The 16121-nt window shown below is 66.2% G+C and carries 11 protein-coding genes; 7 read left to right on the top strand and 4 right to left on the bottom strand.

Annotation, left to right across the window (positions count from 1 at the left end):
- Positions 1–55 precede the first annotated feature (55 nt).
- The gene (gene gltX, locus BRO63_RS01755) at positions 56–1462 is read left to right on the top strand and encodes a glutamate--tRNA ligase (protein WP_088138267.1); all 1407 of its coding nucleotides are present in this window, start codon (positions 56–58) and stop codon (positions 1460–1462) included.
- Positions 1463–1538: 76 nt separating this feature from the next.
- Here the strand turns inward: gltX and BRO63_RS01750 are convergent, their stop codons facing one another.
- The 3 genes from BRO63_RS01750 to BRO63_RS01740 all read right to left on the bottom strand — a co-directional run bounded on the left by BRO63_RS01750 (position 1539) and on the right by BRO63_RS01740 (position 4432).
- Positions 1539–2738 (bottom strand): MFS transporter, encoded by a 1200-nt coding sequence (locus BRO63_RS01750; RefSeq protein ID WP_088138266.1) that lies wholly within the window; start codon positions 2736–2738, stop codon positions 1539–1541.
- A gap of 98 nt (positions 2739–2836) precedes the next feature.
- Positions 2837–3343: a hypothetical protein gene (locus BRO63_RS01745; protein ID WP_088138265.1), complete on the bottom strand. Its 507-nt coding sequence runs from the start codon at positions 3341–3343 to the stop codon at positions 2837–2839.
- Positions 3344–3532: 189 nt separating this feature from the next.
- Positions 3533–4432, bottom strand: a complete 900-nt coding sequence (locus BRO63_RS01740) for a LysR family transcriptional regulator (protein WP_088138264.1) — start codon at positions 4430–4432, stop codon at positions 3533–3535.
- An 85-nt stretch (positions 4433–4517) separates the two neighbouring features.
- Between BRO63_RS01740 and BRO63_RS01735 the strand changes: the two genes are divergently transcribed.
- Entirely contained in the window at positions 4518–5363 is an 846-nt protein-coding gene (locus BRO63_RS01735; RefSeq protein WP_088138263.1) for an alpha/beta hydrolase, read from the top strand.
- A gap of 62 nt (positions 5364–5425) precedes the next feature.
- On the top strand, positions 5426–6391 hold the full coding sequence (locus tag BRO63_RS01730; protein ID WP_088138262.1) for a Bug family tripartite tricarboxylate transporter substrate binding protein: 966 nt from the start codon (positions 5426–5428) through the stop codon (positions 6389–6391).
- 43 nt (positions 6392–6434) lie between these two features.
- Here BRO63_RS01730 and BRO63_RS01725 read toward each other — a convergent pair whose 3' ends face one another.
- Positions 6435–6884, bottom strand: coding sequence for an Lrp/AsnC family transcriptional regulator (locus tag BRO63_RS01725; protein ID WP_008159001.1), 450 nt, complete (start codon positions 6882–6884; stop codon positions 6435–6437).
- Positions 6885–7013: 129 nt separating this feature from the next.
- On the opposite strand from BRO63_RS01725, the gene BRO63_RS01720 reads away from it, so the two are divergent.
- The 4 genes from BRO63_RS01720 (at position 7014) to BRO63_RS01705 (ending at position 15974) form a co-directional block, all read left to right on the top strand.
- A complete protein-coding gene (locus BRO63_RS01720; protein ID WP_088138261.1) occupies positions 7014–10520 on the top strand; it encodes an indolepyruvate ferredoxin oxidoreductase family protein in 3507 nt (1168 codons plus the stop codon).
- Between the two features lie 302 nt (positions 10521–10822).
- Positions 10823–13753, top strand: coding sequence for a ribonucleoside-diphosphate reductase subunit alpha (locus BRO63_RS01715; RefSeq protein ID WP_088138260.1), 2931 nt, complete (start codon positions 10823–10825; stop codon positions 13751–13753).
- Between the two features lie 20 nt (positions 13754–13773).
- Complete coding sequence (locus tag BRO63_RS01710; protein ID WP_088138259.1) at positions 13774–14973, top strand: ribonucleotide-diphosphate reductase subunit beta; 1200 nt, start codon at positions 13774–13776, stop codon at positions 14971–14973.
- A gap of 347 nt (positions 14974–15320) precedes the next feature.
- Positions 15321–15974, top strand: coding sequence for a histone H1-like repetitive region-containing protein (locus tag BRO63_RS01705; RefSeq protein ID WP_088138258.1), 654 nt, complete (start codon positions 15321–15323; stop codon positions 15972–15974).
- The last annotated feature ends 147 nt before the right edge of the window (positions 15975–16121 follow it).

The raw sequence follows: 16121 nt of genomic DNA, 5'->3' as shown, positions 1-16121 counted from the left end.
CGCGGGCCCAGCCTGACGCCGATTTGTGGCGCCGCAGCCGCTATCATTGCCACCTATGACTTCCAACGCCTCTACCCCCATTCGTACCCGTTTCGCGCCTTCGCCCACGGGTTTCCTGCATCTGGGCGGCGCCCGCACCGCGCTGTTCTCCTGGGCCTTCGCGCGCCACCACCAGGGCACCTTCGTGCTGCGCATCGAAGACACGGACGTCGAACGCTCCACGCCGGAAGCGGTGCAGGCCATCCTGGACAGCATGGACTGGCTGGGCATGCAGCCCGATGAAGGCCCCTTCTATCAGATGCAGCGCATGGACCGCTACCGCGAAGTGGTCGCGCAGATGCTGGCCGCCGGTACCGCCTACCACTGCTACAGCTCGCCCGAGGAAGTGGAAGCCATGCGCGAAGCCGCCCGCGCCCGCGGCGACAAGCCGCGCTACGACGGCACCTGGCGCCCCGAACCCGGCAAGACCCTGCCGGCCATCCCGGAAGGCCGCAAGCCCGTGGTGCGCTTCAAGAACCCGCAGGAAGGCGCGACCTCCTGGAACGACATGGTCAAGGGCACCATCAGCTTCGACAACACCGAGCTCGACGACCTGATCATCGCGCGCCCGGACGGCACGCCCACCTACAACTTCTGCGTCGTGGTCGATGACTGGGACATGGGCATCACCCACGTGCTGCGCGGCGATGACCACGTCAACAACACGCCGCGCCAGATCAACATCCTGCGCGCGCTGGGCGCCACGCTGCCCGAATACGGCCACGTGCCCATGATCCTGGGCCCGGACGGCGAAAAGCTGTCCAAGCGCCACGGCGCCGTCAACGTCATGGAGTACGACAACGAGGGCTATCTGCCCGAGGCCATGGTCAACTACCTGGCGCGCCTGGGCTGGAGCCACGGCGACGACGAACTCTTCTCGCGCGACCAGCTGGTGTCGTGGTTCGACACCAAGCACCTGTCCAAGTCGGCCTCGCAGTGGGATCCGAAGAAGCTGAACTGGGTCAACGCCCACTACATCAAGCAGATGGACAACGCCGAACTGGCCGAGCGCGTGGCGCCGCGCGTGGCGAACCGCGGCGGCCATCCGGAAAAGATCGACCTGCCGGGCGTCATGGGCCTCTTGAAGGACCGTGCCGAAACGCTGGAACAGCTGGCCGACGGCGCCATGCTGTTCTGCGCCGAGTTCAAGGGCGCGCCCGCCGAGCTGGCCGAGCAGCACCTGACCGCCGCCGCGCGCGAAGCGCTGGCCGACTTCGCGCAGCGCGCCCAGGACACCGACTGGACCCGCGAGGCCCTGTCCGCCCTGATCAAGGCCGTGCTGGCCGACCGCGGCATGAAGATGCCGCAGCTCGCCATCCCCCTGCGCGTCGCCGTCACCGGCCAGACCCAGACCCCGGCCGTGGACGCCGTGCTGGCCCTGCTGGGCAAGCAGACGGTGCTCAAGCGCCTGGCTGCGATCTAAACGCACCGTCCCCAACACACCGCGGGCCTTGCTCATTCCTGGATGAGCAAGGCCCGCGGTGCTTTCGGCGCTTGCCTCAGGCTTGCTGGATCGCCGCGCGCGCCTTCAACGCCCGCGCAAAGAACGCGCCCAGCAGCGGCAGCAGCGCGGCCGAGCCGCCGAACAGCGCGCCCGGCCCGATCTCGTCGACCACCGCGCCCGCCAGGGCCACGCCCACCGCCTGCCCCATGAACAGGCAAGACGCGAACCACGCCACCGCCGTGCCGCGCGCCGACGGCACCATCTGGGTCGCATTGGTCTGCAACGTGGCGTGCAGCAGGTAGTAGCCGAAGCCGGCCAGCACGCTGGCCAGCAGGCTCCACATCCAGACCGGACCTAGCAGATACGACAGGAACGCCACGCCCAGGACCAGCCCGCCGGCGATCGCCAGGCCGCGTTCGCCCAGGCGCTTCAGGATGCGGCCGGCCACCACGGTGTAGATCAGGCCGCCCACCGCATACACGGCCACCAGCGCACCCGCGGCGGTCAGCGAGATATCGAAGCGTTCATGCAGGTAGGAAGGCGCAAAGGCCAGGGCGCCGAACACCAGCAGGCCTTCGACGAACACCGTCGCCAGCACGATGCGCGCCCAGGGCGTGCCCAGCACCAAGCGCGCCTGCGCCACGAAACCCTGGCGGACCGCGCCCGGGTCCGCCAGGCCCAGGCCCGAGGCCTGCTGGCGCCGCACTTCCAGCAACAGCAGCACGCCCACTATCAGATAGCCGCAGACCAGCGCGGCAAAGGCCCAGCGCCAGCCTACCGTGTCGGCGAACAGGCCGCCGGCCAGCTGCCCCGCCGACATGCCGAGGATGGTGCCGGTCAGGAAGCGCGCCAGGGTCGCCTGGCGGCGTTCATAGGGAACGTTGTCGCCGATCCAGGCCATGGACAGCGGCACGATGCCCGCCCCCGCGGCGCCCGACAGGACGCGGCAGAACACCAGCACGTCCAGCGAGCCGGCCGCCACGGCGCCGGCGCTGCCCAACGCGCAGGCAAAGGTCGCGATGCTGACGACGCGGTACTTGCCGTAGCGGTCGCCCAGGGGGCCGAAGAACATCTGCAGCACGCCGTAGGCCACGGCGAAGGCGGTCACGGCGCGCGCGGCCTGGCCCGTGGTGGTGCCGAATTCCGCCGCGAGCTGCGGCAACATGGGATCACAGATGCGGAAGGCGCTGGCGCTGACGAAGGCGGCCAGGGCAAGCAGCGCGATGGCGCGCGCTTCGGAAGACAGGGCAGGCATGGATGACCGGCTGCGGGGCGATGGGTGAAGACCGCACCTTACCGCAGCCCGGCCGACTTGGCTTTGACGCCGGGCGGAGTGTCCGCCCCGCGCAACGCTCAATAAGGCAGGCGGTAGCCCGTGGGCATGCGGCGCGCGGTCATGACCTGGCCGCCGTTTTTCAGCTCGCGCATCGTCAGGCGGGTCTTCTCGACCTTTTCGACGCGATAGCGGTTCAGGTAGATCGGATCGTTGGCGTCCACCAGCTCGCCGGCGGACTTGGTGGTCTGCATCGTGTAGATGCCGTCCGCCACGCTCCAGCAGCCGGTCTCGCGCAAGGCGGGACGCGTCTTGCGGCCGATCTTCAGCAGGGATTCAAAGGCCATGGTGCCATCGGCGGACAGCACGATCAGCGATTGCAGATCGCCGCTGACGTCGCGCGGGCGGCTGTTCGACAGCCAGGTGCCTATCATGGGATCGCCGGCCTTGGCGGGCACGCAGGCCACCGGCTTGGGCGGTTCCGCGGGCTGGGCCTCGGTGATGGCGGCGGGTTTCCTGGCGGCGCACCCGGCCAGGATCAGAACGGCGCAGGCGACGCCCGCCGTACGCAAAGACACACTGCTCATGACTTCCTCAACACGTCTGTCGACGCGCCGCGCCGATCACCCCGGCACGTCCCTCGCGCAGCAAACATCACGCACTCTAAAGAGGCGTTTGCGAAGAATCAACGACGATCCGCGCCACGTGCAATTGCGCAACAGTGGGCCTAGGAATTGGCCTGTTTTATGGCCGTAAATCGCAAAAATGCGTTGGTTTCAAGCGACAGTGCGGCCGCGTTTCGCCGCCTTCGCGCGCAGCATTTCCTCCATGCGCGCGGCGGCCGGAGACAGGCTGCGGCCGGCCAGCCGGGTGATGCCCAGTTCGCGCTCGATGCGCGGCCCGGACAGCGGCACGAAGGCCAGGCCGCGCGAGTCCGGCGGCACGCCCAGCCGCGCCAGCACCGTGACGCCGACGCCGCGCTCCAGCATGGCCAGCAGCGACATCATGTTGGACACGAAGACCTGCCGGTCCAGCATGAAGGCCGCCTGCGGATAGCCGGCAAGCTGGCGGTGGGCGATGGTGCCGACCAGGGGCAGGTCCTCGATCTCGCGCCAGGTCACGGACTTGCGCCTGGCCAGCGGATGGCCGCGATGGCAGACCAGGCCGAAGGCGTCGCGCAGCAAGGGTTCGAACGACAGCCGCCGGTCCTGCGACACCGGGCTGCATACGCCCAGCTCCGCCTCGCCCGCCAGCACCATGCGCTCGACGCCTTCCGAGTTGTCGTCGAACAGGCGCAGCGCCACCGCCGGATAGCGCTCGCGGTACACCGCCACCAGTTCCGGCAGCCAATGCGTGGCCACGGTGGCGACCGAGGCCATGGTCAAGGTGCCGGCCTCGTTGCTGGCCAAGCCCGACAGCGCGCCCGCCACGCGGTCATGGTGCTGCACCAGCTCGCGCGCCAGCGGCAGGCAGTCCTGGCCGAACCGCGTGAGCGTGCCGCGGTTGCCCGGCTCGAACAACGGCTGCCCCAGGCGCTGCTCCATTTCGCGGATCGACAGCGACAGCGCCGGCTGCGAGCGGAAGGCCCGGGCCGCGGCCGCGCGGAAACTGCGCAGCTCGGCCACCAGCAGGAAGTGGCGGTAGTGCGTGATGGAAATCTCGGGCAAGGGGCGCATGGCTGGCGTCGATTAGTGAAACTTATCCAATCATATGAAAAATAAAGTTTTCTGATAGAACGGCCCCACCTAAGATGGCCGCACCATGAATGCCGACTCGCTGCTCCCGCCTCTTTCCACCCACGCCGATCCGCTGGATTTCGGCCTCGCCGACCAATTGCCCGTGCGCTCCGCCGGCCAGGGCCGCCTGATCGTCGGCGCCGATCCCCACGACGGCAGGCCCGGCCTGCTGTTCGTGCCGGGCGCGTATCACGGCGCCTGGTGCTATGCGCATTATCTGGACTACTTCGCCCGCGCCGGCCTGGCCTGCGCGGCGCTGGACCTGCGCGGCCATGGCGCCCTGCCGCAGGACGATGCGTTTACGTCGGCCGGCATCGCCGATCTGGGTCAGGATGTCGTCAGCGCGCTGGACGCGCTGGCGCGCCCCATGGTCGTCGTGGGCCACAGCATGGGCGCGCTGCCCGCGCTGCTGGCCGCCAGCCAGCGCACGGTGGCGGGCGTGGTCCTACTGGCGCCGTCGCCGCCCGGCGACCTGCCCGGCGCGCAGGCGCTGCCGCCCGTCCCCGACGGCGCGCCGCGCCGCGCGCCGAACGACGCTGAAATCCGCGCGCGCTTTCTGGCGACTTCGCCCGACCGCGACGTCGCTCCGGTATCGCGGCGCCTGTGCGCCGAAAGCCCCGAAGTGCTCAACGACCGCTATCTGCTGCGCGTGCCCGTCGACGCCGCCGCCATCGGCGCGCCCGGCCTGTGCCTCGAAGCCGGCCTGGACACGCATGACCGCCACCCGCCCGGCCAGGACCTGGCGATCGCACGCCGCTTCGGTTTTTCCCACGCCGTGCTTGCCGGGCAGCCGCATTGCATGATGTACGCGGACCAGTGGCAAGTCAGCGCCGCCGCCATTCTGGATTGGCATCGCGGCCAGTTCGGCTGAGCGCCCCGCACCCCCACCACAACAACGACAACGACGCGCAACCGCGCCATCAGGAGACAACCATGTCCATACCCCGCTATATCCGTCCGGCCCTGATCGGCGCCGGCCTGCTGCTGGCCGCAGCCTCGCACGCCGCCGGCTGGCCCGAGAAGCCCGTGACCCTCATCGTGCCGTCCGCCGCGGGCGGCGCGGCCGACCTCACGGCTCGCACCCTGGCGCAGTACCTGGGGGAGAAGACCGGCCAGACCGTGGTGGTCGAAGACCGCCCCGGCGCGGGCGGCATCGTCGGCACCAACGCCGCCAAGAACGCGGCGGCGGACGGCTACACCTTTCTGCTGTCCACCAACTCCACCCACTCCGCCAACCAGTTCCTGTACAAGAGCCTGCCCTACGACGCGCAGAAGGACTTCCGCCAGGTCGGCATGCTGGGCACCTTCGGCACGGTCGGCGTGGTGTCGCCCGACAGCCCGTACCGCACGGTGCCGGACCTGGTCGCCTACGCCAAGCAGCATCCCGGACAGGTCTTCTTCGGCTACTACAGCTCGTCCTCGCAAGTGCCGTCCGAACTGCTGAAGCAGCGCGCCGGCATCGAGATCACCGGCGCGGCCTACAAGAACATCACGCAGATCATCACCGACCTGCGCGGCAAGCAGATCAACTTCGCCTTCGTCGACTACCTGACCGCGATGGGCCAGATCGACGGCAAGGGGCTCATCCCCATCGCCGTCACCGGCGCCCAGCCGCATGCGGCCTGGCCCAGCGTGCCGACCATGGCCACCTACTATCCGGATTTCGTCGTCGCCGGCTGGCTCGGCCTGTCGGCCCCCGCGGGCACGCCGCAGGACATCGTGGAAAAGATGAACGCCCACATGCAGGCGGCAGTCAAGGACGAAGCCACCGCGAAGAAGCTGCGCGCCCTGGGCCTGACGCCGGAATCGATGGACGTGGCGCGCTTCGATGCCTTCGTGAAGGAAGACACCGCGCGCTGGAAGGAATGGATCCGGATCTCGGGCATCCAACCCCAATAAATCCGCCGCCCTCCCTATATCTATATAGAGAGGGCCCGCCCGCCTACAGCGGCAGGCGCTGCTCGTGCTTGATTTCGCGCAGCGCCACGATGGTGCGCGTCTGCCGTATGCCGGGCATGTTGAACAGGAAGCGGTGCAGGAACCGGTCGTAGGCTTCCGGGCTTTCGACCAGGATCTTCAGCAGGAAGTCCGAATCCCCCGTGACCGCGTAGCACTCCAGAATCTCGGGCGCGTCGCGCACCGAGCGCTCGAAGTTCTCGACCGTATTGGCGGAATGCCGCTCCAGGCTGATCTGCGCGAACATGCAGCCCAGCCCCACCTTGCTGCGGTCCACCTGGGCGCTATAGCCCTGGATCACCCCGCTGGCCTCCATCGCCTTCACCCGCCGCCACACCGGCGCGGCCGACAGGCCCACCTTTTCTGACAGCTGCTGCGCCGAGGCCCGGCCGTCCTCCTGCAAGGCCTTGAGGATGCCGATATCGGTCTTGTCCATCGCTTGGTCTCCTGGTTTTTGTGTCATACGAAACGTTCATTGCGAATTATAGGGATAGCACGATCCAAAAACGCAATAAATCTGATGACCCGCGAACCTATCATGGTGCCGAAACCAGGAGTATTCACCATGGACGGTACCCCCGCCGCCGAACCCCAGCTGGACCTCGAGTACCAGCTCGCCGACAACCTCACCCGCAGCTCCGGCCGCATCTTCCTGACGGGTACGCAGTCGCTGGTGCGCATCATGCTCACCCAGGCCCGGATGGACCGCGAACGCGGCCTGAACACGGCCGGCTTCGTCTCCGGCTACCGCGGTTCGCCGCTAGGCGGCGTGGACATGGCCATGTGGAAGGCGCAAAAGGCGCTGGACGCCAACCAGATCACCTTCCTGCCCGCCATCAATGAAGACATGGCGGCCACCGCCGTCATGGGCACCCAGCAGGCCGGTGTGCGCGCCGACCGCAACGTCGATGGCGTCTACGCCATGTGGTACGGCAAGGGCCCCGGCGTGGACCGCGCCGGCGACGCCTTGCATCACGGCAACGCCGCGGGCGCATCGCGCAACGGCGGCGTGCTGGTGGTGGTGGGCGACGACCACACCGCCGTCTCGTCCTCCATTCCGCATTCCAGCGAAGCCTCGCTGATCGGCTGGCAGATGCCCATCGTGCATCCCGCCTCCATCGACGAATACGAAACCTTCGCGCTGTGGGGCTGGGCCCTGTCGCGCTACTCGGGCACCTGGGTCGCCTTCAAGGCCGTGTCCGAAACCATCGAATGCGGGCATTCCTTCGTTCCCGCCGCCGCGCAGCGCTATGACATGCCGGCGGACCCGGACATGCCGCCCGAATCGCTGGAATACTCCGCGCGCGACTTCCTGTCGCTGGCGATCGAAACGCGCATGAACCTGCGCATGAAGGCCGTGGCCGCGTTCGCGCGCCGCCACAGCATCGACCGCCTGCCCTGTCCGGCGCCCAAGGCCGCTGTCGGCATCGTCACGGTGGGCAAGGCGCACCTGGACACCATGGAAGCGCTGTCGCGCCTGGGCGTGGACACCGTCACCGCCAACGCGCCGGTGCGCATCTACAAGCCGGGCCTGACCTGGCCGCTGGATAGCGAACGCCTGCTGGAATTCGCGCGCGGCCTGTCGCACATTCTCGTGATCGAGGAAAAGGGCGCGGTGGTCGAAAGCCAGATCAAGGACCTGCTGTTCAATCTGCCGGACCGCCCCTCGGTCATCGGCAAAAAGGGCTTCGACGGCGAAGCGCTGGTGCCCTCGGCCGGCCAGTTGCGCCCCTCGCTGCTGGCGCAGCCGCTGGCCAGCTGGCTCAGCCGCGCCGCCGGCCTGCCGCTGGCCGCGGACCTGTCCGCGTTCGCCTGCCAGGCGCCGCTGTCCAACGACGCCGACGGCATGCGCCGCCGCCCCTACTTCTGTTCGGGCTGCCCGCACAGCACCTCGACCAAGGTGCCGGAAGGCAGCCAGGCCCTGTCGGGCGTGGGCTGCCACTACATGGCCGCCTGGATGGACCGCGACACCGGCGGCCTGACGCAGATGGGCGGCGAAGGCGTCGACTGGATCGGCCTGTCGCGCTACACCAAGATGCCGCACATCTTCCAGAACATGGGAGAAGGCACTTATTACCACTCCGGCTATCTCGCCATCCGCCAGGCCGTGGCCGCCAAGGCCAACATCACCTACAAGATCCTGTTCAACGACGCCACGGCCATGACGGGCGGCCAGCCCATCGACGGCCCCATCTCGGTGCCCAGCATCTGCCAGCAGCTGCGCGGCGAGAACGTGACGCGCATCGTCGTCACCACGGACGAGCCCGAAAAATACCAGGGCGTGGACCTGGGGGCCGGCATCAAGGTGCACCACCGCCGCGAACTCGACGCGCTGCAGCGCGAGCTGCGCGAGATCCCCGGCGTGACCGTGCTGATCCACGACCAGACCTGCGCCGCTGAAAAGCGCCGCCGCCGCAAGAAGAACCAGTTCCCCGATCCGGCACGCCGCATGCTGATCAACAGCGCCGTCTGCGAAGGCTGCGGCGACTGCGGCGTGCAATCGAACTGCCTGTCGGTGGTGCCGCTGGAAACGCCCTATGGCCGCAAGCGCGCCATCGACCAGTCCAGCTGCAACAAGGACTATTCCTGCGCCGAAGGCTTCTGCCCCAGCTTCGTCTCCGTGATGGGCGGCAAGCCCAAGAAGAGCGCGGCGCCCAAGGCCGACCAGGAACGCTTGCAGAAGTTGATCGCGCAATTGCCCCTGCCGGCCATGCCCGCGCTGGACCATCCCTACCGCCTGCTGGTGGCCGGCATGGGCGGCACCGGCGTCATCACCATCGGCGCCATCGTGTCGATGGCGGCGCATCTGGAAGGCCTGTCCGCCGCGGTGCTCGACCTGACCGGCCTGGCGCAGAAAGGCGGCACGGTGGTCAGCCATATCCGCCTGGCGCCTGCCGGCGCGCCGGCAGGCCCGGTGCGCCTGGACTGGCAGCAGGCCGACGCCGCGATCCTGTGCGACCCGGTCGCCTCCGTGGCGCCGGACTCGCTGGGCGCGCTGCGCCGCGGCCACACCCAGGTCACGGTCAACAGCTACGTCGCGCCGGTCTCCGACTTCACCCGCAACCCGGACGCGGCCATGCGGCCCGAAGCGCTGCTGGCCAAGATCCGCCACGCGGCGGGCGAATCCAACACCGCCGCGATCGACGCGCACGAAGCCGCGCTGGCCCTGTTCGGCGACAGCATCCTGTCCAATATGTTCATGCTGGGCTATGCCTGGCAGCGCGGCGGCGTGCCCTTGTCGCAGGCCGCCATCAACCGCGCCATCGAACTCAACGGCGTGGCCGTGGCCGCCAACCGTGCCGCCTTCGACAGCGGCCGCCTTGCGGCGCACCAGCCTGACGCGCTGGAAGGCGCGCTGCGTCCGCGCGCCCAGGTCGTGCAGCTGCACGTGCCCGAATCGTTCGAACGCGCCGTCGCCCGCCGCATCGAAGACCTGACCGCCTACCAGGACGCGGCCTACGCGCGCCAGTTCCAGAACGTGGTCGAGGCCGTCGCCACGCGCGAACGCGAACTCGCGCCCGAGGCCAAGACCCCGCGCTTGGCGCTGGCGGTCGCGCGCGGCCTGTTCAAGCTCATGGCCTACAAGGACGAATATGAAGTCGCGCGGCTCTACACCGGCGCCTCCTTCCAGGCGCAGCTGCAGGGCCAGTTCGAAGGCGACTACAGCCTGCGCTTCCACATGGCCCCGCCCATCTTCGCCCGCAAGGATCCGCGCACCGGCGTGCCGCGCAAAATGACGCTGGGCCCGCGCACCATGACCGCGCTGAAAATGCTGACGCGCCTGAAGGGCCTGCGCGGCACCTGGTTCGATCCCTTCGGCCACACCGCCGAACGCAAGATGGAACGGGCGCTGGTGCGCGAGTACCGCCAGACCATAGACCAGTTGCTGGCAGGGTTGACCCGCGACAAGCTGGCCCAAGCGGCTACAATCGCCGGCCTTGCAGAAACCATCCGCGGCTTCGGCCACGTGAAGGCTGCAAACGTCGAGAAGTATCGGACGGAGTTGGGCCGCTTGATGCAAACCTATACGGCGCCTGCCCCGCGCGATATGCCCCTGCGGAAGACCGCATAAACATTCGCTCCGAGCGGCACCTTCCTGGGCGCGCCTTGCTGGGCGCGCCTAGTGCATTTGGTAACAACCTTTTGTGAACTTCGTCTTATTTTTTTCTTGTCCCTGTCGTACTCGATCACTAGAATTAGTGTCCAACGAGGGGTGCTACACTATATGTTGTGGTCGCTTAAGAGCTGATTCCCGTCGGCCACGCCTTTTGGACTAAGCCGTCCTAGCGTTACGACCCCCTCAAAAGATCCGATTTTGTACCTGACATGACGCCGTCATGTCGCTATCTACGCGCTTTTCGCACAGGAGCTTCCATGCAGACTACGATCGCCTCTGTGACCCGGCCCTCGGCCGTGCCGCCCTCCCAAACCGATTCCCCTGCCGACGCCAATGGCGGGCAATGGGCCAGCTACAACATCATTCGCCGCAATGGCTCGGTGGTCGGGTTCGAACCCAACAAGATCGCCATCGCCATGACCAAGGCCTTCCTGGCCGTCAACGGCGGCCAGGGCGCGGCCTCCGCGCGCGTGCGCGAACTGGTCGAGAACCTGACCGGCCAGGCCGTCAACGCGCTGGTGCGCAACCGCCCCAACGGCGGCACCTTCCATATTGAAGACATCCAGGACCAGGTCGAACTGGCCCTGATGCGCTCGGGCGAACACGACGTCGCCCGCGCCTACGTGCTGTACCGCGAAAAGCGCACGCAGGAACGCGCGGCCGCCGCTGCCGCCGCCGAAGGCCAGGAGAAGGCCGCCGCCCCGCAGGAACACGTGCTCAACGTGACCGATGCCGGCGTGCGCCGCCCGCTGGACCTGGCTGAACTGCGCGCCACCATCGAAGCCGCCGGCGAAGGCCTGGCCGAATTCATCGACACGGAAGCGATCCTGAAGGAAACGGTCAAGAACCTGTACGACGGCATCCCCGTCGACGAAGTGTTCAAGTCCGCCATCCTGTCCGCGCGCGCGCTGGTCGAAAAGGACCCGGCCTACAGCCAGGTCACCTCCCGCCTGCTGCTGCACACGATCCGCAAGGAAGTGCTGGGCGAGGAAGTCTCGCAAGACGGCATGGTTGCCCGCTACGCCGAATACTTCCCCACCTTCATCGCCCGCGGCATCGAAGGCGGCCTGCTGTCGCCCGATCTGGCCAGCTATGACCTGACCAAGCTGGGCCACGCCCTGAACGCCAAGCGCGACCTGCAGTTCGGCTACCTCGGCCTGCAGACCCTGTACGACCGCTACTTCCTGCACATCCGCGGCACCCGCATCGAACTGCCGCAGGTGTTCTTCATGCGCGTGGCCATGGGCCTGGCGCTGCGCGAAACCGACCGCGAAGCCCGCGCCATCGAGTTCTACGAGATCCTGTCCTCGTTCGACTTCATGAGCTCGACGCCGACGCTGTTCAACTCGGGCACGCTGCACTCGCAGCTGTCGTCGTGCTACCTGACCACCGTCTCCGACGACCTGGAAGGCATCTACGACGCCATCAAGGAAAACGCGCTGCTGGCCAAGTACGCCGGCGGCCTGGGCAACGACTGGACCCCGGTGCGCGCGCTGCGCAGCCACATCAAGGGCACCAACGGCGAAAGCCAGGGCGTCGTGCCGTTCCTGAAGGTCGTCAACGACACCGCCGTCGCGGTCAACCAGGGCGGCAAGCGCAAGGGCGCAGTCTGCACGTACCTGGAATCGTGGCACCTGGACATCGAAGAATTCCTGGAACTGCGCAAGAACACCGGCGACGAACGCCGCCGCACGCACGACATGAACACGGCGAACTGGATTCCCGACCTGTTCATGAAGCGCGTCATGGAAGGCGGCGAGTGGACGCTGTTCTCGCCGTCCGACTGCCCCGACCTGCACGACAAGTACGGCCGCGCCTTTGAAGAAGCCTACGTGGGCTACGAAGCGCGCGTCGCCAGCGGCGAGCTGAAGCTCTTCAAGAAGATGCCGGCGCTGAACCTGTGGCGCAAGATGCTGTCGATGCTGTTCGAAACCGGCCACCCCTGGATCACGTTCAAGGATCCTTGCAACATCCGTTCGCCGCAGCAGCACGTGGGCGTGGTGCACAGCTCGAACCTCTGCACCGAGATCACGCTGAACACCAACGAATCCGAAATCGCGGTGTGCAACCTGGGTTCCGTGAACCTGGTCGCGCACATGAAGCCGGCTGCCGGCGGCGGTTTCGAACTCGACCACGACAAGATCAAGCGCACGGTCAGCATCGCCATGCGCATGCTCGACAACGTGATCGACATCAACTACTACGCCGTCGACAAGGCCCGCAATTCCAACGCGCGCCATCGTCCGGTGGGCATGGGCATCATGGGCTTCCAGGATTGCCTGCAGATGATGCGCGTGCCTTACGCATCGCAGTCCGCCGTCGAATTCGCCGACCGTTCAATGGAAGCCGTGTGCTATCACGCGTACTGGGCCTCGAGCCTGCTCGCCGAAGAGCGCGGCCGCTATCAATCGTATGAAGGCTCGCTGTGGTCGCGCGGCATCTTGCCGCAAGACACGTTGAAGATGCTGCGCGATGAACGCGGCGGTCACGTTGAAGTCGATGAGTCGAGCACGCTCGATTGGGATACGTTGCGCGCGCGCATCAAACAACATGGCATGCGCAACTCCAATTGCATTGCAATCGCCCCAACCGCAACTATTTCCAATATCATTGGTGTATCTGCGTGCATCGAACCTACTTTCCAGAACTTGTACGTCAAATCGAATCTCTCCGGCGAGTTCACGGTCGTTAACGATTACCTCGTGCGTGACCTGAAGAAACTCGGTCTCTGGGACGAAGTCATGGTCGCCGACCTCAAGTACTTCGACGGCAGCCTGTCCCGCATCGATCGCGTACCTTCCGAACTCCGCGACCTCTACGCCACCGCGTTCGAAGTCGAACCGAGCTGGCTGGTTGAATGCGCGTCGCGCCGCCAGAAGTGGATCGATCAAGCACAGTCGCTGAACATCTACATGTCGGGCGCGTCCGGCAAGAAGCTGGACGACACCTACAAGCTGGCCTGGAAGCGTGGCCTGAAGACGACCTACTACCTGCGTACCCTTGGCGCCACCAGCGCCGAGAAGTCCACGGGACGCGGCGGCGAATTGAACGCCGTCTCGGCGGGCGGTCAGTCCACGTCCGCACCAGTCGCTGCTGCACCTGTTTTGCCGGAACCCGAAGTTCTCGGGGCGGTTTGCACCATGCGGCCGGGCGACCCCGGCTTCGAAGAGTGCGAAGCCTGCCAATAACCGCCTCCGGAGAATGAATCATGATTAATTGGGAAGACGACACCATCGCCACGCAACCTGCACAATCGCCCGCCCCCGCGGCGGGCGGGCAGGCTGCGCCCGCAGTCCGGGCGGCGACCGGTGTTTTCGGCGACACTGCCATGCCCACGCCCGCCGCGCCTGAACACGCGGCCGGCCTGGCCGCCAGCGGCGCCGCCACCTCGCAACGCGTGAAGGTTGCCGACAAGCGCATCATCAACGGCGAGACCGACGTCAATCAGCTCGTGCCCTTCAAGTACAAGTGGGCATGGGAGAAGTACCTGGCTACTTGCGCCAACCACTGGATGCCGCAAGAGATCAACATGTCGCGCGACATCGCCCTCTGGAAGAACCCGAACGGGCTCACCGAGGACGAGCGCCGCATCGTCAAGCGCAACCTGGGCTTCTTCGTCACCGCCGACTCGCTGGCCGCGAACAACATCGTGCTGGGCACCTACCGCCACATCACGGCGCCCGAGTGCCGCCAGTTCCTGCTGCGCCAGGCGTTCGAAGAAGCGATCCACACGCACGCCTATCAGTACATCGTCGAAAGCCTGGACCTGGACGAAGCGGAGATCTTCAACGCTTACAACGAAGTGCCGTCCATCCGCGCCAAGGACGAGTTCCTGATCCCGTTCATCGACGCGATCGCGGACCCCAACTTCAAGACGGGCACGCCCGAAGCCGACCAGACGCTGCTGAAATCCCTGATCGTCTTCGCTTGCCTGATGGAAGGCCTGTTCTTCTACGTGGGCTTCACGCAGATCCTGGCGCTGGGTCGCCAGAACAAGATGACCGGCGCCGCCGAGCAGTACATGTACATCCTGCGCGATGAATCCATGCACTGCAATTTCGGCATCGACCTGATCAACACCGTCAAACTGGAAAATCCGCATCTGTGGACGCCGGAATTCCGCGAAGAAATTCGAGAACTCTTCCGCAAAGCGGTCGAACTCGAATACGCTTACGCCGAAGACACGATGCCGCGCGGCGTGTTGGGCTTGAACGCACCTATGTTCAAATCCTACCTGCGCTTCATCGCCAACCGTCGTTGCCAGCAAATCGGTATCGAACCGCTGTACCCCCAGGAAGAAAATCCCTTCCCGTGGATGGCGGAAATGATCGATCTTAAAAAGGAACGCAACTTTTTTGAAACTCGCGTGATCGAATACCAAACCGGTGGCACGCTGAGCTGGGAGTAAAAGCAGTACGTCATCAGGCCCGGCGCGGGCACGCTCCAGATGCAAGGAGCGTCGCGTTCGCGACAGGTTTGATGACGCTCTCCCCGGTCAGGGTGTTTTCGAACACGTAGAACAAGCGGTAGGGCCTGTGATCAGGTCGTCTACCGGCGCCATTTGAAATGGCTCGCGCCAAAGGAGCGGGGGCCATATCAAATGGCTGTGCCGAATTCATTAGCGCAAACCGTAGTAGCTGTTGCTCGCACAGAACAGCGGCTTGCGCCGATGAATAGCCCGGGCACGATGCGCCTTGTTGGCGGATCGGGGCACGGGTTTAAGTTCTGGGACCCCTGAACCTAAGGAGCATGACCATGGCAACAGCCAAGAAAGCCGTAAAGAAAGCGGTGAAGAAGCCCGCCGCCAAGAAGGCAGTAGCGAAGAAGGCCGCACCGGCCAAGAAAGCTGCCGTCAAGAAGGTAGCCGTCAAGAAAGTCGCTGCCAAGAAGCCGGCAGTGAAGAAGGTTGCCGCCAAGAAGCCGGCAGTCAAGAAGGTCGCCGCCAAGAAAGCGGTAGCCAAGAAGGCAGTCGCCAAGAAAGCGGTAGCCAAGAAGGTTGTCGCCAAGAAGGCCGTGGCCAAGAAGGCTGTCGCCAAGAAGGCGGTTGCCAAGAAAGCCGTAGCCAAGAAGGTTGTCGCCAAGAAGGCCGTCGCCAAGAAAGCGGTAGCCAAGAAGGCCGTCGCCAAGAAGGCTCCTGCTGCCAAGAAGGCGGTTGCCAAGAAGGCCGTAGCCAAGAAGGCGCCTGCCGCCAAGAAGGCTGCTGCCAAGAAGGCCCCCGCTGCCAAGAAGGCTCCTGCTGCCGCCAAGCCTGCTGCTGCCAAGAAGCCTGCCGCCGCCAAGAAGCCCGCTGCGAAGAAAGCCGCTCCGAAGAAGCCCGTAACGCCGCCGTCCACGGCAGCCGCCCCGGGCGCGAAGACCGCGCTGAACCCCGCCGCGTCGTGGCCGTTCCCGACGGGTGGCCGTCCTTAATCAGGACGGTTCGAAGCCTTAGCTTCGCAGAGCCGCCTGGCCTAGGCCGGGCGGCTTTTTCGTGTCCGCCCGATCCGGAATCGACCGGCCTCCCCCAACGGGCTGCAAGCACGCGCTGTGCCGCAGGCGATTTTTTGCCTGGGCGTG

The organism is Achromobacter xylosoxidans, from assembly GCF_002192695.1.
In the GTDB taxonomy this organism is placed as follows: domain Bacteria; phylum Pseudomonadota; class Gammaproteobacteria; order Burkholderiales; family Burkholderiaceae_B; genus Achromobacter; species Achromobacter xylosoxidans_C.
This window is presented reverse-complemented; position numbering and strand designations above follow the sequence as displayed.